Source organism: Micromonospora humida (genome assembly GCF_016901255.1).
Classification (GTDB): domain Bacteria; phylum Actinomycetota; class Actinomycetes; order Mycobacteriales; family Micromonosporaceae; genus Micromonospora; species Micromonospora wenchangensis.
The window spans coordinates 395318-416403 of record NZ_JAFEUC010000006.1; the positions used below are offsets into that span (position 1 = coordinate 395318).

Sequence of the window (21086 nt, forward strand, 5' to 3'; positions counted from 1 at the left end):
GGACGGGACGGTCAGCAGCGACCGACCATCGTCTTCACGTCGTAGGTGGTGTTGACCCAGGTGTCGGCCACGTAGCCCGTCACGCCCGTCGCCGGGTTGGTGATCCGGTCCCAGGTGGACGACGGCCAGTAGCCGCCGCTGACGTACTCGCCGAAGGTGTAGCAGGCGATCCGCACGGTGGCGCCGTAGTTGACGGAACCGGCGATGCCGTAGGTGGTGCCCGGCCCGGTGCGGATGTTCAGCGACGGGTTGGCCAGGATCGTGCCCGTCACGGCCGGCGGGTCGCCGGTGCCACCCAGGCGGGCCACCGCCGCCTGTGCGGCGGACAGGTAGGCGGCGTACGCCCCGTTGTTGTACGTCGACCAGGGCTGCCAGTTGCTGCCGCCGCTGGAGATGCTGTAGGCGGCGTTGGCGTTGCACTGGGAGTTGTAGGCGCAGGTGTCGTTGACGGTGGGGTGGTAGCAGTTGTTGATCTGCCACAGCCCTCGGTCCAGCGAACCGTTGGGGCAGCCGGCGGTGGGGCCGTTGCTGCCGACCGCCGACGGGTTGCAGGAGGACTCGGCCATCGCCACGGCCACGGCGGTGACCAGCGGGTTGTTCCGGAACCCGGCGGCGTACGCCACCTGGGCGCACAGGTCGATACCGACCGCGTTGACGCCCACCCGGTTCGCCTTCGCGCTGATGGCGGGGCCACCGACGCTGGCCGGCCTGGCCTGGTCGGCCGGGCGGGGGGCCGACGCGGCGTGGGCGGCCGGGCCGGTGGTGGCGGGTGCGGCGGTGGCGGGGGTGGGCATGGCGCTGACGCCGACGACGGCGGCCAGCGTCAGGCCGAGGGCCAGACGCAGGGCGCGTCGGGCCGCGGGGACGGCAAGGGGGAGACGCATCGTGATCCTTTCAGCGGACGACCGGGAGGGGAGCCGGGCAGGGTGGGGGCGTCAGCGCCCGGTCCACTCCGGGTCGGCGTAGGACCAGCCGAGGTACGGCGCACCGGGCCAGGTCTGCGAGACGCGGCGGACGGTGGCCGCCGAGGTGATGTAGTTGCCGTTGCCCTCGGAGAGCATCACGTGGCCGTAGTAGCCGTTGATCGACGCGGCGGCGTAGAAGACCAGCGCGCCGGACGGCGGGGTGCCCGTGGTGCGGATCATGCCGCGCGAGAGCAGCGCGTTGTAGTGCACGATCGCCGACGCGTAGCCGCTGGCGGCCCGACCGTAGGCGTGCCCGACGAAGTTGTCGCACCAGCCGTCCCACGGGTGGTTGGAGTCACCCAGGTCCCCGTTGGTGTACGCCTGGCCGATGACCGACCGGGCCCAGGCCATCGCCCGGTCCTCGCGGGTGCCGGTGGGCGGCGGGGTGGTGGTGCACTCCGGCTCACCGGGCAGGTACTGGTTGAACCCCGGCGTGTTGGTGTAGTAGTCGCTGATCCAGCCGCTGGCCGGGGAACTGATCCGGTGCCAGACCGAGTTGCCGGAGATGTTGCGCCCGCGTACCGCGCACTCGGCGACGAACCCGGTGCCGTCGCCGAGGAGCGCCACCGAGCCGGCGTTCGCGTCGTACGGGCTGGTGCGCACCATCAGGCCGGCGCCGCCCGTACCGGCGACGCTGTAGCCGGAGATCCCGGCGAACGACGGTGCGGCCGTGCCCACCAGGACCATCGCCGTGACGCCGCAGGCGGCGAGGACCCGTACGGCGAGTCTCGGCAGTGCGCGGCGGGATGTGCGACCCGGGGGGTTCGAGTCGTTCGGCTGGTACACGCGGTTCTCCTGTCGAGAGGTCGGCGCCGCACCGGAAGTGGTGCGGCGTACCCGTCGGGCGGTGCTCCGTGCGGTCCGGTATCCCCGGGGCGAACGTCGATTTCGAGCCGAACGGATGCGTGTCAGGCCCGACACTCGCCGTGAGATCATATTCACCGGCACCTATCCGGCGGGTGGCTGCTCCGGGGTCGATCCTGTCGTGGCACCCGCCTGTAAAGCACTGGCTTGACGTGCGTTGACACCAGGGTTTACATGCAGGGGAGGGTCCATGACGGGTCGAAGCGGACGAGTCGGCGAGCAGGTTTCCGGCGAGGTCCGGCACCACCAGTTCGTCGCTGATCTCGCCCGGCTCCGGCGCGACGCCGGGCAGCCGTCACTACGCAGGATGTCGGCGACCGCCCACTACTCGCACACCGCGCTGGCGGGGGTGCTTGCCGGTACCCGCCTGCCGTCGCTGGAGCTGACCCTGGCCTTCGTCCGGGCCTGCGGCGGCGACGAGGCGGCCTGGCGGGACCGGTGGCACCGGGAGGCCGCACTGGACCGGCCCGCCGGACCGGCAGCCGACGGGCCAGCGCTCGCCGGGCCAACAGCCGACGGGCCGTCGGATGAGTCGGTCCCGGGGCCACCGCCGTCGCCACCACTGGCGGCGGCCCGGCGCACACCGGGACCCCGGTGGGCACCGCTGCCCCGGTGGGCCCTGGTCGCGGCGGCCGGGCTCACCGTGCTCGTCGCCGGCTCGGTCGTACCGATGATCGCCGACCGGGAACCCCGGACGAACCGGCCCTCGGACCGGGCGGTCGACGCGTCCCGCCCGGCACCCACCGACCCCGCAGCCACCGGCGGCACGCCGGTCCCCGACGGGGCGGACCCGCAGGAGGAACGCTGCCAGGTGGACGCGGTCAGCACGGAGACCGTCCCGGTGCCCGACCCCGACCCGACGCAGCCCACCTACGGCAGCCTGACCCTGCGTTACTCCCCGCGCTGCCAGGCGGCCTGGCCACTGTTCGTCTCCACCGAGCGGGTGCCGACCGGGGCGACCATCCGGCTGGCGGCCACCCGCCCCGCCGACGGCGCGGCCAGCCGGTTCGACTACCCGTTCATGATCAAAAGTCAGGTGTACAGCGTGTTCGGCAACGTGCTACGGACCACGAGGGGCTGCGTGTCGGTCACCGTCGACATCGCCGCGGCCGACAACCGCAGCGTCCTGGCCAGCGCGCGTACCCCGTGCGTGCAGCTCGGTGCCCGGACATGACACTGCCCCCCGCGCCGGTGCGGAGGGCAGTGGTCGGCCGGTCGGTCAGACGTGCTGGGTCTCGGTCGTCGACGGGTGCAGCTCGGCGGTGGTCTCCGTGACGAACCGGCCGGTGCTCGCGCTGCGGTTGACCTCCTGCTCCCCGCCATTGCCGACCTGCTCGGTGGTCGTGTGCCGGGGGTCCCGCTCGGTGGTGCCCTCCGTGACGAAGCGGCCGCTGCGCGCGCTGCGGTTGACCTCGTTCTCGTTGCCTGCCATGGGGTGACCTCCTCGGGCTACGTCAATGTCCTCTTAGACTGCCCAGTCCGCGCGGCCCGAAACACCGACGGCGGGGACCCGGTCCACCCGGGTCCCCGCCGTCGGTACGTCGTTACTGGCCGGCCGGCTTGAGGCAGAGCACCCGGTCGACCCCGCCGCCCTGCAACACCACGTGCGGCTGGGTCGGGTCGGTGCACTTCTCCTTGGCGTCCACCTTGGAGACGACCGTAAAGGCACCCTGCTCGTCGCAGTTCGCCGCGCTCGCGCCGTTACCGGACTGCTTGACGCAGGAACCGACGGCCGGATTGAACGGGGCCGGCTTGTCGTCGTCCGAGCCGATCTTGCCGAGCAGCATCAGCAGGCCCAGCGGGACGGCCAGGATCAGCACCGCCGCGATCAGCACCAGGGCGAGCACCCGCCCGTTGCGTACCTTCGGCGTGGGCTGTTCGGCCTTCTGCTCCGGCTCGGCGTCCGGCTTGAACGCGTCGAAACGCCCCTGCTCCTGCTCCGGCTCACCCGGCCAACCCGTGGGGCCGGACGGCTGCCCAGCCGGCCCGAACTGCTGCCCGGTGGGCGGGAACGGGGAGGCGTAGCCACCGTGGGCCGGGTCGTGCGCCGGGTGGCCGTACCCCGGCACGGGTGCGGCACCGGCCGGTGCGCCGCTGGTCGGGCCGGCCCCGAACGGCTCGGCCGGCCGGTCCGCCGGCCCGTGCGGACGGGTGCCGTTCATCGGCCGGTTGCTGCCCGCCGGGTCGGCGAAAGCGGGGATGCCGCCGCCGAACGCGGGCGGCGCGGCCGGTGGCGCGGACGACGGCGTGTCACCGCCGAAGCCGTGCTGCCGCTCCTGGTCGTCGAAGCGGGGACCGTCGAACCGGGTGCGGTCCTGGTCGGCGAACCGGGCGTCGTGCTGCTCGGGCCGGCGGGGGTCGTGCTCGTCCGCCTCCTCCGGCGGCTCCGGGCGGGCCGGTCGGCCGTACACCCGGGGTTGCGGAACGACCGGGCCGGCCGGATGTGCCGCCTGGTCGCTCGGGGGTGCGACCCGGCTGGCCGTCGGCACCGAAGCGCTGGCGGAGGCGCGGCCGACCGCACCGGGCTCACCGGCGTCGGCCGTCGGCACCGGGGCGCGGCCGGCACCCTCGGACTCGGGCGCGAGCCGCTGCGCGGGCAGTGCCGGGCCGGCCGGCAACTGCGGCTGCTCCGGCGCACCCCAACCGGCGGCCTCGCGGCCGTGCGGCTGCTGGTCGCCGGGGCCCCCGAACGGCGCCGGCGGCACGTAGTCGGCAGGCGGCGCGGCGGCCAGGCTGGCCCCCGGAACGCGCTGCTCCTGCGGCGGGAGCGGCACCTTGTTGGCCGGCGAGATGCCGGGTGCGGGCCCCGGCTGGTAGATCGGCTGGTCATCGCCACGGCGGGGCTCCCAGCCGCCCTCGGCCGGCTGGCCGGCGGGCTCGGCGCGACCCCACGCCTGCTCGGGTGCCCACGGCTCGCCCTCCGGCACGACGGGGCGTTCGGCCCCGGGCCACGGCGGCTGCTGGTGGTCGTTGCCGGCCCAGGCGGGCGGACCGTCCGGCGCGGAGACCGAGGCGGACGCGCGCGCGGGTTGTTCCGGCGTCGCCCAGGCGGCCCCGGACTCCGGGTGCTCCGGCGACGGTACGGAGGCCGCACCCCGCTGCGCGACCGGTGCCGGCCACTCCTGACCCGACGCCGGGTCGTCCTGACGCGACTGGTCGGCGCGGGCGGGAGCGCCGGCCGCCCAGCCGTCGGGGGTGGCCTGCTCGCGTTGACCCTCCCACCGGGCCGTGGCGGGCTCGTCCGGCGCACCCCACGGCGGCTGCCGGTCGTCCCGCGTGCCGTCCGGCCAGTCACCGGAGCGGCCGGCGTCGTCCGGGCCGGGCCGGTTCGCGGCCCAGCCACCCGAGCGGGACGGATCGTCCTCGGTGGACCGGCTGTCGACACCTGCGGCGTTGCCCGCCGCCTGCGCCCCGGCCTCCGGCTGCGGCCAGGCCGCCGTCTGGTTGGTGGGCTCCGCCGGGGCCGGCACGGGCACCGAGGCCCGGCCGGCGGGGCGGTGCGCCTCGTCGGGGCGGGACGGTCCACGGGTGGCCCACCCGCCGGAGTTGCCGGGCCCGTCCTGCGGGCCCGCCGGCCAGCCACCCCGCGCCGGGTCGGCCCCGGCCCGGTCGTCACCCGGCCAGCCGTTGCCCCGGTTGGCATGGCCCCGGTCGGCGTCGGCGCGCTCGGCGTCGGCGCGGTCGTCGGCCGGCCAGCCGCCGGAGCGGGCCGGGTCGTCCTGCTGCGGTGCGGGGGCGGTGCCCCAGCCGTTGGTGCCCGGGGTCGCCTCCCGCGCTGCGGCGTCCTGACCGGACCAGCCGGCGGGAGAGGTGGGGGCGGGGTCGGCCGGCGGGGACCAGCCGCCGCCGGCCGGGTTGTCCGGCTGCGGCACCCGGGCGGCGCCCCGGGCTCCGGCCTCGGGCTGCGCCCAGGCCGGTGCGGGCTGCTCGGCCTGCGCCCAGCCGGGCTCGGATGACGGTGCCCAACCGGGCTGTGCGGAGGAGTCGGGCTTGCCGGCGGCCGGCGCGGGCGCGGCGGCCCAGGCGGGCTGCTCGGGCTGCCCCGCCCAGGCGGGCTGCGGCGGGCCGGCCGGTGGGGTCCACGCCTCGGTGGGCGGTGCCCCGCCGGGCGGCGGGTTCCACGCCTCGGTCGGCTCGGACTGCTGCGGAACCTGCGCGCCGCCCCAGGCCGCCGGCTGGTCGGGTGCCGACCAGGACGGACCGGGCGGGTTGGCCCGGCCGGTGGGGGGTGGTGGGGCCCAGCCGAGGTCGGGGGTGGCGGGGACGCCGTACCCCTGGTCCTGCTGGGGCTGCCGGTCGCCGTACGGCGCCGGCCCACCGGAGCCCGGCGGCGCCTCGCCCGGCTCCTGGCCGGGACGGTGCTGGCCCTCGGACGTCATGGGTGCGCCTCCTCCATCACATGTCGGCCGCCGATGCCGTCCGTCCGGTCGGCCGTGTCGCCGGTGCCCGGCGGTTCGGCCGTGCGGTCTCCCCGCACGGTATCCGGTACGCGCGCGCGGCCCCCATGCAGCACCGGCCGTCACTCCGCGTCGCCGGACGGTGTCGATCGGCTTCCATCCGTCGCGATCGGTGTCCGGGTCGGCGGGTGGCGACCGGAACCACCGTACCGGGCGTCGTGGCGAGGCGGAATCCCGGTCTCAGCGGGTCCGGAACGCCGATGACCCGCCCGGGGCCCGGGCGGGTCATCGATCTGGAGGAGGGAGAGGAAAGTCGGTGCCGGGTCAGCTCATGTGACGCTGGGCGATCGCGAGGATCTCCTCGCGGACCGCCGGCGAGTTGGCGGAGCGCAGCGCGTGCTCGATGGCACGGGCCCGACGGTTGGCGTCACGACGGGTGCGGATTCGCTCGATCATGCTCATGGTGGTCTCTCCTCCGGCTATTCGGTTGTCAGCCCCTTGATGACTCCATTGAACACCCATCGGGCGGCGATCGCCATCGATTATTAGGTGAGCTGCAACACGGGCCTAAGGATCGTAGGTCAAAGAGCGATCTGGGCCACTATTTCTTCCCTCAACGGCAACGGCCGGTGTGCCGGGCGTTCACCCTGTGCACACCGGCCGTGGCCGGAACGTCGCCGGTCAGGTCCAGGCGAGTAGCGCCGCCTCCGGGTCGGCGAGGAAGTCCCCGATGTCCCGCAGGAACTTCGACCCCAACTCGCCGTCGATGATCCGGTGGTCGAAGGAGAGCCCCAGGGTGGTCACCTGGCGCGGCTTGACCTTGCCCTTGTGGACCCACGGCAGTTCACGGACCGCGCCGAAGGCCAGGATCGCCGACTCGCCCGGCGGCAGGATCGGGGTGCCGGTGTCCACCCCGAACACCCCGACGTTGGTGATCGTCAGGGTGCCGCCGGACATGTCCGCCGGGGAGGTCTTTCCCGCCTTGGCCGTCTGCACCAGACCCGTCAGCGCATCCGCCAGCTCACGCAGCGTGAGCCGGCCGGCGTCCTTGATGTTCGGCACGATCAGGCCGCGCTCGGTGGCCGCCGCGATGCCCAGGTTGACGTACTCCTTGACGACGATCTCGTCGCCGGCCCAGGTGGAGTTGACCATCGGGTGCCGCCGGACCGCCAACAGCACCGCCTTGGCGACCAGCAGCAACGGCGAGACCCGTACGTCGCGCCAGTCCCGCCGCCCGCGCAGCCGGTCCAGCGCCTTCATCGTCCGGGTCACGTCCACGGTCAGGAACTCCGTGACGTGCGGGGCGGTGAACGCCGAGCGGGACATGTTCTCGGCGGTCAGCCGGCGTACCCCCTTGACCGGGATGCGCTGCTCGCGGTCCGCGCCGAAGCTCGCGGCCGAGGTGGCAGGTGGCGTCGCCGCCGCCGGCTCGGCCGCCACCGTGCTCCCCGCCACCGCCCGCTGGACGTCCTCCCGCGTGATCGACCCCAGCGGTCCCGACCCCACCAGCGCACCCAGATCGACCCCGAGATCCTTGGCGAGCTTGCGCACCGGCGGCTTCGCCAGCACCGCGCTATCCACGCTCCGTCGATCATGGACTGGTGGTGCCGGTTTCGCAGGGGCAGGGACGTTCTTGTCCGCCGCCACAACCCCATGATCGGTGGGGGCGGGGGAACGGCGGGGGCGGCGCTTGGCGGGGGCGTTGCGGGGGCCGTAGCCGACCAGGACGGCCGTTCGGCCACCCGGGGCTACGCCGCCGATCAGGCCCGGCTCGACCATCCCCTCTGATGGGGCCACCTGCACCGCGGCCAGGGAGGCGGCCGAGGGGGTGGGCAGGGTCGACGCGGCGGCGGCGGTCGTCGACTCCGGCACCGGCCCGGCACCCGGGTCGGTGTCGATCGCGATGATCGGCGTGCCGACCTCGACCGTGCTCCCCTCCGGGTGGAAGATCGAGCGCACCTCGCCGGCCCACTTCGCCGGGATCTCCACGGCCGCCTTGGCCGTCTCCACCTCGACGATCGGCTGGTTCAGCTCGATGACGTCGCCCACCTTGACCAGCCAGGCGAGGATCTCGCCCTCGGTCAGCCCCTCGCCCAGGTCGGGCAGGTTGAACTCCTTGATCCGGGACATCGCGCTCACCAGCCGAAGGTGCGGTCGACGGCGTCGAGCACCCGGTCGAGGTCGGGCAGGTACTCCTCCTCCACCCGGCTGGCCGGGTAGGGGGTGTCGAAACCGGTGACCCGCAGCACCGGCGACTCCAGGGAGTAGAAGCACTCCTCGGTGATCCGGGCCGCGATCTCCGAGCCCAGCCCCAGGTTGCCCGGGGCCTCGTGGACGACCACACACCGGCCGGTGCGCCGCACCGACTCGTACGCGGCGGTCAGGTCCAGCGGGGAGAGCGTACGCAGGTCGACGACCTCCAGCTCCCGGCCGTCCTCGGCGGCGGCGGTCGCCGCGTCCAGCGCGGTGCGCACCATCGGGCCGTACGCCAGCACTGTCGCGTCGGTGCCCGGCCGCACCACCCGGGCGGCGTGCAGCGGGTACGCCCCGGACAGCGGGGCGTCCAGGTCGACCGGGCCCTTCTCCCAGTAGCGGCGCTTGGGCTCCAGGAAGACGATCGGGTCGTCCGAGGCGATGGCCTGCTGGATCATCACGTACGCGTCCTGCGGGTTGGCGCAGGTCACCACCTTCAGCCCGGCGGTGTGCGCGAAGTACGCCTCCGGCGACTCGGAGTGGTGCTCGACCGCGCCGATGCCGCCGCCGTAGGGGATCCGGATCACCATCGGGATGGTGACCTTGCCCTGCGAGCGGTAGTGCATCTTGGCCACCTGCGACACGATCTGGTCGTACGCCGGGTAGACGAAGCCGTCGAACTGGATCTCGCAGATCGGCCGGAAGCCCCGGATGGCCAGGCCGACGGCGGTGCCGATGATGCCGGACTCGGCCAGCGGGGTGTCGATCACCCGCTGGTCGCCGAAGTCCTTCTGCAGGCCGTCGGTGATCCGGAAGACGCCGCCGAGCTTGCCGACGTCCTCGCCCATGATGACGACCTTCGGGTCGTTCTCCAGGGCGCGGCGCAGGCCGGTGTTGAGGGCCTTGCCCATGGTGAGCGTCTCCGTGGCCATCAGTGCGCGCTCCCCTCGAACGACTCCAGGTACCTGCTGAACTGGGCCCGCTGGGCGTCCAACTCGGGCGAGCCGTGCGGGTAGACGTGGTCGAACATGCTGACCGGCTGCGGGTCGGGCAGGTTCAGCACCCGCTCGCGCAGGTGCACCGCCTCGGCGCGGGCCTGCTCGTCGACCTCGGCGAAGAAGTCGGCGTCGGCGAGCTGCTGCCGTTCGAGGAACGCCTTCATCCGGGCGATCGGGTCCTTGGCCTGCCAGGCCTCGACCTCGCTGGCGATCCGGTAGCGGGTCGGGTCGTCGGAGGTGGTGTGCGCCCCCATCCGGTAGGTGTACGCCTCGATCAGGCTGGGGCCCTGGCCGAGCCGGGCGTTGTCCAGCGCGTGCCGGGTCACCGCGTACGAGGCGAGCACGTCGTTGCCGTCGACCCGGACGCCGGGGAAGCCGAAGCCACCGGCCCGCCGGTAGAGCGGAACCCGGGTCTGGCGCTCCAGCGGCTCGGAGATGGCGTACTGGTTGTTCTGGCAGAAGAACACCAGGGGGGCGTTGAAGACGCTGGCCCAGACGAACGCCTCGTTGACGTCGCCCTGGCTGGTGGCGCCGTCGCCGAAGTAGGCGATCACCGCCTCGCCGTCCTCGGTGCCGGTGCGGCCGTCCATGTGGACGCCCATCGCGTACCCGGTCGCGTGCAGGGTCTGCGCCCCGATGACGATCGTGTACATGTTGAACTTGAACTCGTTCGGGTCCCAGCCGCCCTGGTCGACGCCGCGGAACAGGCCGAGCGGCATGATCGGGTCGATGCCCCGGCAGTAGAGGACGCCGTGCTCCCGGTAGGTCGGGAAGGCCATGTCCTGGCTGCGCAGCGCCCGCCCGGAGCCGACCTGGGCCGCCTCCTGGCCGAGCAGCGAGGCCCACAGGCCCAGCTCGCCCTGCCGCTGCAGGGCGGTCGCCTCGGCGTCGAGCTTGCGGACCAGCACCAGGTCGCGGTAGAGGCCGCGGTACTCCTCGTCGGTGAAGTCGACGCGGTACTCGGTGCCGTCCGGCCCGGTCGCGCTCTCGATCCGGTCGCCGGCCGGGGTGAGCAGCTGTACGAGTTCCGGCTCGCCGGTCGTGGCCCGCCGGGACCGGGGTGCGGCTCGCCGGCCGCGGCTGGAGACCGCAGGGTCGCCCTTTGCCATCCGTCTCTCCCTGTCGTGTCTGTGCCCGAGCCGGGGGGTCACCCGTCCGCGCACAACGTGCGCCGGCCCGGCTGTTGCCGGACTGGTTCCTGGCGGTCGTGCCTGGCCCCGGTGGGGGTTGCCGCACGACCTGAGCCGGATCCATGGGTCGAACCCGGTTCGGGAGCGTCGGCCACCAGCCACGCCTGCCACGGGGTACGCGGAGGGGCGGCTGCGTTGCCGTCGTGCCTGAATGATTGCAGAGGAGGTGAGCGGCCCCACAGTATGGCCCTCCCGCTGGTGGTGACATGTCCGCTTGGTGACCCGTGGACTTTTTTGTCGTCGCCCGGCCGGGCGGTCGCGGTGTGCCGGTCGGGTGACGGACTTTTTGTGTGTCGACACGCTGTGGTGCCTGGTGAACTGGGCGTCACTGGGTCAAGCTGACCGGTATTGGTGGGCGTTTGGCGAATAATGTCCGTTCTGATTCGTGCTGCCCACCGGCGAACACGTCCAGGTCGACGAGGGAGTGTGCGGTGTCCGAGCCAGGTGACGGTCCCCCGATCCCCCTCCTCGGGCGGCACCGGGCCGGCGGCGGCAGCTACCGGCGGATGATCGGCGTGCACCGGGCCCCGGGCCTGGGCGGACCGCACCGGGGCTACCTGTTCACCGTCGCCCTGCTCGCCGGGGCCGCCTCCATGCCGGTCCTCGCCGCGATCAGCGCCGGCTCCGCCACCGTGGGCAGCACCGCGCTGCCGGACGGCGGCACCCCGTTCCTGCCCACCCCGTCGGTCGGCCCGGTCGTCGTCCCGGTGCCCGCCACCGGCCAACCGGCCCTGCCGCCGGCCGGCCCGACCGGCGCGCCCCCGCCCCCCACGCCCGCCCCCGTCCCGGGCACCGGCGGCACCGGTGCCACCCACCGTCCCGCGCCGCCCCCGGCGGCCCCCGCCGCGACCCCCCGTCCCGTCCCCCGGACGCACGCACCGGCCGCCCCGGCCCACCCCACCCCCACCTCGCCGAGCGCCGCACCGAGCCCGAGTACGGCACCGAGCCCGAGCGCGGAACCGAGCCCGAGCGCGGAACCGAGCGCCGAGCCGACGACCACGTTCTCCGAACCGCCCCCGGACCCGTCGCCGACCTCGGCGCCCTCCGACACCCCCACCCCGGTACCCACGCCCGAGCCGACCCCCGGCCCGACATCGACCCTGGAACCCGGCCCGACGCCGGGGCCCACGGTCGGACCGTGCCCCACCGTCACGGTCACCGTGGTCCCCACCCCGCGCCCCCGGCCCACCGTGACGGCCATCCCGACCCGGGCCCCCCGCGTCGTCCGGCCGCGGGACGAGGCCCGTCGCGTGCCGCGCGTCGGAGCGCCACCCGTGCGTGCGTCGACCCCGGCCGCCCGCCCGTCGGCCACCCCGGCCCCCACGCCGCAGACGCCGGCGATACCCGCGCCGACCAGCCACGACGGCACCGACCCGGACGGTACGGTGACGAACGACGCCGGCTGAACCCTCCACGGTGCGGACGCCGCCGGCCGGCGCGACCGACCGGCCGGCACGACATGCGGGGGCGGAACGCTGAGTACGCGCGACGAGGGCGGTGACCGGCCGGCGGGCGACCCCGGACCACCCCCGGCCCGCGACGTCCCGTCCGCCCCCGGTCAGGTCCCCGTCGGGCCGGCGGGGGCGGCGACCCGGGTGGCCCGGTGGGTGACCGAGGCGACCGCGCCGGCCGTGCTGGTCACCGGGCTGACCGTGGTGATCGGTTGGCACGGCGCGGGTGGCGTACGGGGGTTGGCCTGGGGTCTGCTCGCCACGGTCTTCGCCGCCGGCATCCCGTTCGCGTACGTCCTCAACGGGGTGCGGCGGGGCCGGCTCACCGACCACCACATCGGTCGGCGTGAGCAACGCCGGGTGCCGCTGCTGTTCGGCCTGGTCTCGGCCGTCGCCGGGCTGGCCCTGCTCGCGGCGCTCGGTGCGCCGCGCCCGGTGCTGGCCCTGGTCGCGACCGGGGTGGTCGGTCTGGTGGTGGCGGTGTCGGTCAGCCACTGGTGGAAGATGTCGATCCACTCGGCGGTGGCCGCCGGCACGCTGGTGGTGCTGGTGCTCACCTTCGGCCCCCGGCTGCTGCCGGCCGTCCCGCTGCTCGGCCTGGTCGGCTGGTCCCGGGTCCGGCTGCGCGACCACACCGTCGCGCAGGTCGTGACCGGCGGGCTGGTGGGTGCCCTGGTGGCCGGGTTGGTCTTCGCGGCGCTGTCCTGAGCCTGCCGTCGCCGGGCGGTCGGCACGCCGGGGCCGTCAGGGTTCGGGGCGGAGCATGGGCGGGTGGAGCCGGGTCGCCGGGCCCCGGCGGAACAGTTGGGCGGGTCGTCCCCGGTCGCCCTCGGTGGCGCGGCCGACGGGGCTGACGAAGCCGGGGGTGCCGGTGACCTTCCGGTGGAAGTTGCGCGGGTCCAGCCGGGTGCCCCAGACCGTCTCGTAGACCGCCCGTAGTTGGGCCACGGTGAACTCGGGCGGGCAGAACGCGCCGGCCAGCGGGGTGTACTCCAGCTTCGCGCGGGCCCGTTCCAGCCCGTCGGCGACGATCCGGTCGTGGTCGAAGGCGAGTAGGCCGGGGCTGAGCCGGGTGACCGGCACCCACTCCGCCGAGGCGGCGTCCGAGCCGGCGACGGGGGCGGGCAGGTCGGGCAGCAGCGCCAGCCAGGCCACGGTGACCACCCGCCCGCGCGGGTCGCGGCCCGGTCGGCCGTACGTGCCGAGCTGTTCCAGGTGGCCGACCGGCTCCGGTAGCCCGGTTTCCTCGGTCAGCTCCCGGGCGGCGGCGTCGGGCAGGTCCTCGTCGATGCCGACGAAGCCGCCCGGCAGTGCCCACCGGCCCTGGTCCGGCGGGATGCCCCGGCGGACGAGCAGCAGGTGCAACGCGTCGGCGCGCACGGTGAGCACCACCAGGTCCACCGTCACGGCGAAGGGCGGGTAGTCGGTCATCTTTTTATCACCACCTTGACGATAACTTAGCAGAGTGGTTATCGTCGTAGCGACGAAAAAGGGGAGGGTGAAGCCATGGCCGACGTGACGCGACGACTCTTCCTGCGCCACCTGCGCGGGACACCGACCAACTGGGTACGGCTGCACGTCGCCGGGCGGGTCCGGCGGGAGGGCACCGGCCAGTCGTTCTGGTACCGGCCGCTGACCGCCGTGCTGAGCGAGGTGCCGGTGGACGACCGGGAGCTGCCGCTGCTCTTCCACGCCCGCACCGGCGACTTCGCCGACATCACCGTCCAGGCCACCGTGACCTACCGGGTGGCCGACCCGGCGCTCGCCGCCGCCCGGCTCGACTTCTCGGTCGACCCGCGCACCGGCCGGGCCCGCTCCCGCCCCCTCGACCAGGTGGCCACGCTGCTGGCCGAACTGGCCCAGCAACCCGCCCTCGACCTGCTCGCCCGGGTGCCGCTGGCCGAGGCGCTGACCACCGTGGCACCCGTGCGGGAGGCGGTCTCCGCCGCGCTCGGCGCCGAGCCCCGGCTCGCCGACATCGGCGTCGCCGTGGTCAGCGCCCGGGTCGTCGCCGTCCGGCCCGAACCGGAACTGGAACGCGCCCTGCAGACCCCCACCCGGGAGGCCGTGCAGGTGCAGGCCGACCGGGCCACGTACGCCCGCCGGGCACAGGCCGTCGAGCAGGAACGCGGCATCGCCGAGAACGAACTCCAGAACAAGATCGAGCTGGCCCGCCGGGAGCAGCAGCTCGTCGAGCAGCACGGGGCGAACGCCCGCCGCCGGGCCGAACTCGACGCCGCCGCCGAACTGGCCAGCGCCCACGGCAAGGCGGAACGGGAAACGGTCGCCAACACCGCCGCCGCCGACCGGGCCCGGGTGCTCGCCACCGCCGAGGCCGAGAAGGAGCGCCTGCTCGCCGCCGGTGCCGCCGACAAGGAACGGACGCTCGCCCTGGCCAAGGCCGAGACGGTACGCGCCGTCGGCGCCGCCGAGGCCGAGGCGGAGGCGGCGAAACTGGCCACGTACGCCGAACTGCCGCCGGCGGTGCTGCAGGCCCTCACCGTCCGGGAACTCGCCGGTCAGCTCCCCCCGATCGGCCAGCTCACGGTCACCCCGGACCTGCTCGCCGACCTGCTCGGCCGGCTCACCGGCCCGACCGGGGCGGTCGACCGGTGAGCGCCACCCTGGCCCCCCGGGTGGTGGTCGTGCGCCGCCCCAGCGAGCTGGACGAACTGCTCGCCCGGCACGGCACCCGGGCGGCGGCCCAGTGGTACCTGCGCGCCCGGGGGCGGGACCTGGCCGAGGTGGTGGACCGGCACGAGGCCCTCCAGAGCGCGCTGACCGCCGTCGCGGCCGCCGTCCCCGCCGACTGGCGACGCGGCACGGTGAACCGCGACGACCTGCCCCGGTTCCTGTTCGGGCCGGAGGACGTCGTCGTCGCCGTCGGCCCGGACGGACTGGTCGCCAACGTGGCGAAGTACCTCAGCGGGCAGCCCGTCGTCGGCGTCGACCCGGAACCGGGCCGCAACGCCGGGGTGCTGGTCCGGTGCACCGGCGACCAGGTGGCCGCCCTGCTGCCGGCGGTGGTGGCCGGGACCGCGCCGCTGCGGCACCGGGCCATGGTCCGGGCCACCCTCGACGACGGCCAGGAACTGGTCGGCCTCAACGAGGTGTACGTCGGGCACCCCTCCCACCAGTCGGCCCGCTACCTGCTCGACGTCACCTCCGACGGCCGACCCCGCCGGGAGCGGCAGTCGTCCTCCGGGGTGGTCGTCGGCACCGGCACCGGGGCCACCGGCTGGTGCGCCTCCATCGCCCGGGGCCGGCCGGCCGCCGTCGCGCTTCCCGCCCCGCAGGAGCCGGCGCTGTGCTGGTTCGTCCGGGAGGCGTGGCCCTCCCCGGTCACCGGGGCCGACCTGGTCGCCGGTCGCCTCGACGGCACCGGCACGCTGGAGCTGACCGCCGAGTCCGACGGCCTGGTGGCCTTCGCCGACGGCCTGGAGACCGACCGGTTGACGCTGCGCTGGGGCCAGCGCATCCGCCTCGACGTCGCCCCCGGCCGGCTGACCCTGGTCGAACCCTGACCGGCGGTCCGGCCGGTCAGGGAGTGTCGTCGCCGAGGCGCTGCCGGTTGGCCTCGATCCAGGCGTCCAGCGCGACCGGGTCGTCCGGGTCGACGCCGTCGGCCATCAACTGGGCCACCGCCGCCGTCGCCGGGCTGCGCCGCTCACCTGTCGAATAGAGCCTGGCGAACTCCGGCACCAGCTCCTCGATCGCCTCGTCGGTCTGGGTGACGGCCCGCTCGGGCAGCCCCCGCCGCCGCGCCGCGAACGCCGCCCAGGCACGCAGCACCCGGGGCAGCATCGCCGCGTCGTCCATGTCCAGCACGGCCCGTCGGTGCACCCAGTCGAGCAGGAACAGCCCGGCCACCGCCGGGCTCCAGCGCAGCGGATCGGCGTCCGGGAAGCTCGCCGCGTGGTCGAAGAGCAGACCGAGGCAGAAGTGCAGCGAGGCCAGCTCGGCGTCGCCGTCGAGGGTGTTCAGCCCGTACCGGGCCGCCTCGGGGGCGGCCAGGAAGGCCCGGACAAGCGCGGTGCGTTCGTCGCTGGAGAGCGGCTCGGTGGGCCAGCCGGTGGTGTCGGCACCCGCCTGCGGCAACACCGCCAACCGCGCCCCGACCAGCGCCCGGTCGGTGGCGAGCGAACCCTCGGCGGGCAGGTCACCGAGGTCGTCGGTGATCTCCAGGTGGCGGCCCACCTCGCCGTGCATCCGGGTCGGGTCCTCCTCCCGGAACCAGGTCAGGTCGTCGTCGGCGCACATCTGCCGGACCTGCGCGAGGATGCGTTCGGCCGGACCGCCGACGAAGACGTCCTTGGTGATGCCGATGTTGTGGTCGATCAGCGCGACCAGGGCGTGCTCCGGGCCACCCGACTCGTCGTCGTAGGCGAAGGTGGCCAGGTAGGAGGTCTGGTCGCCGTACACGTCGCCGTAGGACCAGGTGCCGGTGAGGTGGACCCGGCCGAGCTGGCCGGCCCAGGCCGGCGCCTGCGCGCCGGGGCGGACCTTCGCCGCGCCCTCGGCGGTCGGGACCAGCGCGGCGAAGACCTGCCGGATGGTGGTGGCGGCGGCCGTACGGCGGCGGGAGGTGGCGGCGAGGAAACCGGAGACGAATTCCCGGACCGCCGTTTCCCGGTCGGTCTCGGCGATCGCGTAGACGCTGCCCAGCAGCGCCGTGCCGAGCATCTCGGCGTCGAGCGCGCAGTCCAGCCTGGTCACGTCGCGGGCGGCGGACAGCACCGCGTCGTAGGGGGTCTGTGGCGTGGCCATGGCACGACCCTACGCCGCCGCGCCGCCCCGGACACCCGTGCCGACGTCCGCGTTCGCCGGCCGGTGGTCGGCGTCCGTCGATGGCCGCCGGGCCGCTGGCGTTCCCCGCCGGGGCCGGTCAGCCGGCGGCGTCCTGCCAGGCGCGGCGGGCGAGGGCGTACCGGTCGACGAGGTCGCGGACGGGGGTGAGGACGTACTCCGCGCCGACCCGGGCGACCTCCTCGGTGAGCCGCCCCTCGGCCCGCTGCCGGGCCCGCCGGGCCGCCCACCGGATCACCGGCCCGGTCACCGCCGCCACCAGCAGGCCGGCGAGCAACCCGCCGAGCAGCAGCACGGTGGGCAGCGGCGTCTCGCCCACCCGGGGGTACTCCAGCGCCGGCAACCCGAGGGCGCGCAGCGCGTACCCGAGCGCCAGCCAACCCAGCCCGACCACGGCGGCGAGGGTGACCAGCCACTGGACGCCGCCCACCAGCCGCCACCACAGCGGTCGGCGCTCCATGCCCAGGTCGGTGGCGGCGACCGCCGCGTCGAGTGCGTCCGGCAGGTCGGCCAGGCGGGACCGGGCCGCGGCGGTCACCGCGGCCGGCCAGGGGGCGGGCAGGTCCCCGCCGGAGCGGCCGCCGACCGCGCGGATGGCCAGCCCGAGAGCGGACTGCTGGGCGGCCGTCGGTTCGGGTACCGAGGTCGCCGCGACCGGGGCCTGCGCCGGCTGCTGCGGATCGGTCGCCGGGCCGGTCAGGTGCAGCCGGCGCAGCGGGTCGGGGCGCAGCCGCCGCCAGCCGCGGACCAGCGGCCAGCCGGTCGCGGCACCGGCCCGCTGCCGGTACGCCCCCTCGACCGCCGCCGTCACGGTGGGCACCCCGGCCGCGTCGGCCAGCGCCCGGTCCAGGGTGCGGATCGTCTCTGCGTCCGGGGTGTGCCCGGGTGCCTCGACGGCGACCAGTTCCCCCAGCGCGGCCGTCACCGAGTCGGCGTCGCCCCAGAGCCGGCGCAGCGCGGCCTGCCGGTCCGACACCGCCCGTTCCAGCGCCTCCCGCAGCCCGGTCATCCCGTTCGGCTCGACCGCCGTGGTGGCCAGCAACGGCACCCCGTCGAGCCCGTCGACGTCGAGCAGCCGGCGCAGGTCGGCCAGCACCCGGGGCAGCTCGGCCGGGGGCAGCCGGTCGGCCTGGTTGAGCACCACCACCGTCACCTCCCGGTGCCGGTGGAACTCGCGCAGGTAGCTGTTGTGGATCACCCGGTCTGCGTACTTCTGCGGGTCGACCACCCAGACCACCAGGTCGACCAGGCCGAGCAGGCGGTCCACCTCCAGTCGGTGGGACCGCTGCACCGAGTCGAAGTCGGGTAGGTCGAGCAGGATCAGACCGTGCAGGGCCGACTCGTCGTCACCGTCGAGCGCGCTCTCCCGGACGAACCGGTGCCGGGGCAGCACGCCTACCCAGTCGAGCAGCCGGTTGCCGCCGTCCAGCGGCCCCCAGACGCAGGCGTGCGCGACACCGGTGGTGGGCCGGCGTACCCCGACCGGGGAGAGTTCCATCCCGGCCAGGGAGTTGAACAGGCTGGACTTGCCGCTGCCGGTGGCTCCGGCCAGCGCAACCACCGTGTGGTCCCGGGACAGCGCCAACCGGGTGCCGGCCCGCTCGACCAGGGTGTGCGCGCCGACCAGCCGGGTGTCGGGCACCTCGCCGTCGACCGCGTCGAGGAACCGGCGCACCGCGTCGAGCCGGGCCACCAGGGCGTCGGCGTCGACACGCTTGTCACCCCGGAGCGCCTCGCGCATCCGGCCGACGATGTTGGTCACCGGATGCCGTCCTCGGGGGTCGGGGTCGGGGTCGGTAGCGCCGGGCCGGCCTGGTCGGCGAGGCCGCTGCGGTGCCGGGCCACCTCGACCCGGGCGGCGGCCCGACGCAGGCCGGCGGCGGCCTCCGGACCGGGCCGGGCGGCGTCGGTGCGGGCCAGGTAGCGGGCCGCCTCCTCGTCGAGCAGCGTGCGGACCCGCTCCAGCAGGTCGCCCCGGGCCTTCGCGGCGAGGGTACGCACCGCCTGGTCGCCGAAGATCGCCTGGAGTACGGCCTGCGCGGCGACCGTGGTGCCCGCCCCGGTCGCCACCTCCAGACCGGTGGGGATGAACGCGGTGGAGGCGAAGACGGCAATCATCATGGCCAGCCCGGTGGCGTTGACCGCGTACGCGGCCGTACGGGCCACGAACCGCCGGTCGCCGCCCTCTTCCCGGACCAGCTCCAGCACGGCACGCTGCCAGTCCCGGACCAGCCGTTCGGCCCGTTCGGGCAGGTCGGCCGAGGCGTGCGCCAGCGGCGGTTCGAGCAGTGCGGCCCCGGCGGGGTGCGCCTTCCAGGCGGTGTACGTGTGCTCCGCAGCCTCGGCGGCGACCCCGCGCAGCAGGGTCACCAGTTGCGACTCGATGGCGTTGCGCAGCTCGGTGGCGGGGGTGGCGGGCCGGCCGGTGACCGCGGCGACGAGCCGGTCGCGCAGCCTGCCGATCCGGGCCTCCAGCGTCCGGAAGAACTCCCCGGTGCCGACGAACTCCTGCCAGCGGGCGAGCACCTCGCCACGCAGCAGCCGGCCGTCCTTCATGCCCTCGGCCACGGTGCGGTGCGCGCCCTGGTAGGCGGCCCGGACCCGGTCGTCCAGCGCGTCGGCGGCGGCCACCTGCTCGTCGGCGGCGTCGGCGAGCGCCTCGACCGTGGGGTGCAGGGAGGCGAGTGCGCCGTCCAGGGTCTGCCGGACCACGGCGGCGCGAGCCTCGGCGTCGGCGGCGAGCCGGGCGAACCAGCCGCCCAGCGGCGCGGTCACCCGGTCGGGCAGCAGGCCCTGGCCGTCGACCCAGGTCTCGGGCAGGACGAACAGCGGCGCCGCGCCCAGCTCCTGGGCGGCGAGCATCTCGGACAGGTGGGCGGCGATCTCGTCGGCGGCCTCGGGGGGCACCCGGTCGAGCACCATGGCGATCGAGGCCCCCCGGGAGCGGGCGGCGCGCAGCAGCTCCCACGGGACGGCGTCGGCGTACCGGGCGGCGGTGGTGACGAAGAGCCAGAGATCGGCGGCGGCGAGCAGCTGGCCGGCGAGGGCGCGGTTGGCGTCGACCACCGAGTCGATGTCGGGGGCGTCGAGGAAGGCCAGCCCCGGTGCGAGCGCGGGGGCGGTGACCAGGTGCAGGGTGCCCGGGTCCTCGCTGGGCTCGTTGGTGCGGGTCAGGCCGGGCAGCAGCTCGCCCTGGCGGAACCAGGCGGCGTCGGCGGGGTTGCAGACCAGCACCGGGGAGCGGGTGGTGGGGCGCAGCACCCCGGCGGCGCTCACCCGGGCCTGGACCAGGCTGTTGACCAGTGTGGACTTGCCCGCACCGGTGGATCCGCCGACGACCACGAGCAGCGGGGCGTCGAGCCGGGCCAGCCGGGGCAGCAGGTAGTCGTCGAGCTGGTCGGTCAGCGCCCGGCCGGTGTGCCGCGCCGGCTCGGCCGAGGGCAGCGCCAGCGGGAACCGGGCCGCGCCGATCGCGGCCCGCAGGCCGGTGAGGGCGGCGGGCAGGCCGTCTCCGGTGGGGCCGGGCGGCGTCTCGTCGGTCTCCGACGACCCGGTGCGGGCGGCGACGGTGGGCGCGCCGGACCGGGTGGCGGGATCGCCGTGCGTCGTCACCGCTAAAGCGTGCCCGACCGATGCAACAGAGACAACCGGAGGGTAGTAACGGTCAGGTTGCGTCGGGTCGGCTCAACTCGACTTGCGCTTTGGCGATCGCGTGGCACTATTGAGTCAAGTTCACTCAACTTGTGGTGCGGTCGCTCCGGGCGGCCCGCCGGGTAGGCCACCTGACCTGCCCATCCGTTACGAAGCGAGGAAGCGAAGATGGCACGTGCGGTCGGTATCGACCTCGGCACGACGAACTCCTGCGTCAGCGTTCTCGAGGGCGGTGAGCCCACCGTCATCGCCAACGCTGAGGGCTCGCGGACGACCCCGTCGATCGTCGCGTTCGCCCGCAACGGCGAGGTGCTCGTCGGTGAGGTCGCCAAGCGCCAGGCGGTGACCAACCCGGACCGGACCATCCGCTCGGTCAAGCGGGAGATCGGCACCAACTGGACCGTCGACATCGACGGCAAGAAGTACACCCCGCAGGAGATCTCGGCGTGCACGCTGATGAAGCTCAAGCGGGACGCCGAGGCCTACCTGGGCGAGCAGATCACCGACGCGGTGATCACCGTGCCCGCCTACTTCAACGACGGCCAGCGCCAGGCCACCAAGGAGGCCGGCG

The 21086-nt window shown here is 75.0% G+C and carries 18 protein-coding genes; 6 read left to right on the top strand and 12 right to left on the bottom strand.

The annotated features are described in order from the left end of the window. Positions 1-11: 11 nt before the first annotated feature. Positions 12-884 carry a transglycosylase SLT domain-containing protein gene (locus JQX11_RS15265; RefSeq protein WP_204925607.1) on the bottom strand — a complete coding sequence of 291 codons (873 nt, stop codon included), beginning with the start codon at positions 882-884 and terminating at the stop codon, positions 12-14. 51 nt (positions 885-935) lie between these two features. After that, positions 936-1751, bottom strand: a complete 816-nt coding sequence (locus JQX11_RS15270) for a hypothetical protein (RefSeq protein ID WP_204925608.1) — start codon at positions 1749-1751, stop codon at positions 936-938. 268 nt (positions 1752-2019) lie between these two features. Between JQX11_RS15270 and JQX11_RS15275 the strand changes: the two genes are divergently transcribed. Then, the gene (locus JQX11_RS15275; protein WP_204925609.1) at positions 2020-3003 is read left to right on the top strand and encodes a DUF2690 domain-containing protein; all 984 of its coding nucleotides are present in this window, start codon (positions 2020-2022) and stop codon (positions 3001-3003) included. A gap of 45 nt (positions 3004-3048) precedes the next feature. On the opposite strand, the gene JQX11_RS15280 is transcribed toward JQX11_RS15275, so the two are convergent. The 6 genes from JQX11_RS15280 to pdhA form a co-directional block, all read right to left on the bottom strand. Then, the gene (locus tag JQX11_RS15280) at positions 3049-3261 is read right to left on the bottom strand and encodes a hypothetical protein (RefSeq protein WP_088641895.1); all 213 of its coding nucleotides are present in this window, start codon (positions 3259-3261) and stop codon (positions 3049-3051) included. Between the two features lie 112 nt (positions 3262-3373). After that, complete coding sequence (locus JQX11_RS15285; RefSeq protein ID WP_204925610.1) at positions 3374-6208, bottom strand: LppU/SCO3897 family protein; 2835 nt, start codon at positions 6206-6208, stop codon at positions 3374-3376. A 342-nt stretch (positions 6209-6550) separates the two neighbouring features. Then, entirely contained in the window at positions 6551-6688 is a 138-nt protein-coding gene (locus tag JQX11_RS15290; protein WP_168222356.1) for a hypothetical protein, read from the bottom strand. Positions 6689-6907: 219 nt separating this feature from the next. Beyond that, positions 6908-8356: a dihydrolipoamide acetyltransferase family protein gene (locus tag JQX11_RS15295; protein WP_204925655.1), complete on the bottom strand. Its 1449-nt coding sequence runs from the start codon at positions 8354-8356 to the stop codon at positions 6908-6910. Between the two features lie 5 nt (positions 8357-8361). Next, on the bottom strand, positions 8362-9351 hold the full coding sequence (locus JQX11_RS15300) for an alpha-ketoacid dehydrogenase subunit beta (protein ID WP_204925611.1): 990 nt from the start codon (positions 9349-9351) through the stop codon (positions 8362-8364). After that, a complete protein-coding gene (pdhA, locus tag JQX11_RS15305; RefSeq protein WP_204925612.1) occupies positions 9351-10526 on the bottom strand; it encodes a pyruvate dehydrogenase (acetyl-transferring) E1 component subunit alpha in 1176 nt (391 codons plus the stop codon). The genes JQX11_RS15300 and pdhA overlap by 1 nt, the downstream gene beginning before the upstream one ends. A gap of 512 nt (positions 10527-11038) precedes the next feature. On the opposite strand from pdhA, the gene JQX11_RS15310 reads away from it, so the two are divergent. Both JQX11_RS15310 and JQX11_RS15315 read left to right on the top strand, forming a co-directional pair. Beyond that, on the top strand, positions 11039-12013 hold the full coding sequence (locus JQX11_RS15310; RefSeq protein WP_204925613.1) for a hypothetical protein: 975 nt from the start codon (positions 11039-11041) through the stop codon (positions 12011-12013). Between the two features lie 201 nt (positions 12014-12214). After that, positions 12215-12766, top strand: coding sequence for a phosphatase PAP2 family protein (locus JQX11_RS15315; RefSeq protein WP_307826194.1), 552 nt, complete (start codon positions 12215-12217; stop codon positions 12764-12766). 36 nt (positions 12767-12802) lie between these two features. Here JQX11_RS15315 and JQX11_RS15320 read toward each other — a convergent pair whose 3' ends face one another. After that, complete coding sequence (locus JQX11_RS15320) at positions 12803-13489, bottom strand: NUDIX hydrolase (RefSeq protein ID WP_204925615.1); 687 nt, start codon at positions 13487-13489, stop codon at positions 12803-12805. A 75-nt stretch (positions 13490-13564) separates the two neighbouring features. Between JQX11_RS15320 and JQX11_RS15325 the strand changes: the two genes are divergently transcribed. Further along, a complete protein-coding gene (locus JQX11_RS15325; RefSeq protein ID WP_204925616.1) occupies positions 13565-14674 on the top strand; it encodes an SPFH domain-containing protein in 1110 nt (369 codons plus the stop codon). After that, positions 14671-15582: an NAD(+)/NADH kinase gene (locus JQX11_RS15330; protein WP_204925617.1), complete on the top strand. Its 912-nt coding sequence runs from the start codon at positions 14671-14673 to the stop codon at positions 15580-15582. Before JQX11_RS15325 ends, JQX11_RS15330 begins: the two co-directional genes overlap by 4 nt. 16 nt (positions 15583-15598) lie before the next feature. Here the strand turns inward: JQX11_RS15330 and JQX11_RS15335 are convergent, their stop codons facing one another. The 3 genes from JQX11_RS15335 to JQX11_RS15345 all read right to left on the bottom strand — a co-directional run bounded on the left by JQX11_RS15335 (position 15599) and on the right by JQX11_RS15345 (position 20476). After that, positions 15599-16825 carry a hypothetical protein gene (locus JQX11_RS15335; protein ID WP_204925618.1) on the bottom strand — a complete coding sequence of 409 codons (1227 nt, stop codon included), beginning with the start codon at positions 16823-16825 and terminating at the stop codon, positions 15599-15601. 118 nt (positions 16826-16943) lie between these two features. Next, a complete protein-coding gene (locus tag JQX11_RS15340) occupies positions 16944-18605 on the bottom strand; it encodes a GTPase (protein ID WP_204925656.1) in 1662 nt (553 codons plus the stop codon). 17 nt (positions 18606-18622) lie between these two features. Next, positions 18623-20476, bottom strand: a complete 1854-nt coding sequence (locus tag JQX11_RS15345; protein WP_204925619.1) for a GTPase domain-containing protein — start codon at positions 20474-20476, stop codon at positions 18623-18625. A gap of 207 nt (positions 20477-20683) precedes the next feature. On the opposite strand from JQX11_RS15345, the gene JQX11_RS15350 reads away from it, so the two are divergent. Further along, positions 20684-21086: Hsp70 family protein (locus JQX11_RS15350; RefSeq protein WP_204925620.1), on the top strand; the 403-nt coding region annotated here is incomplete at its 3' end.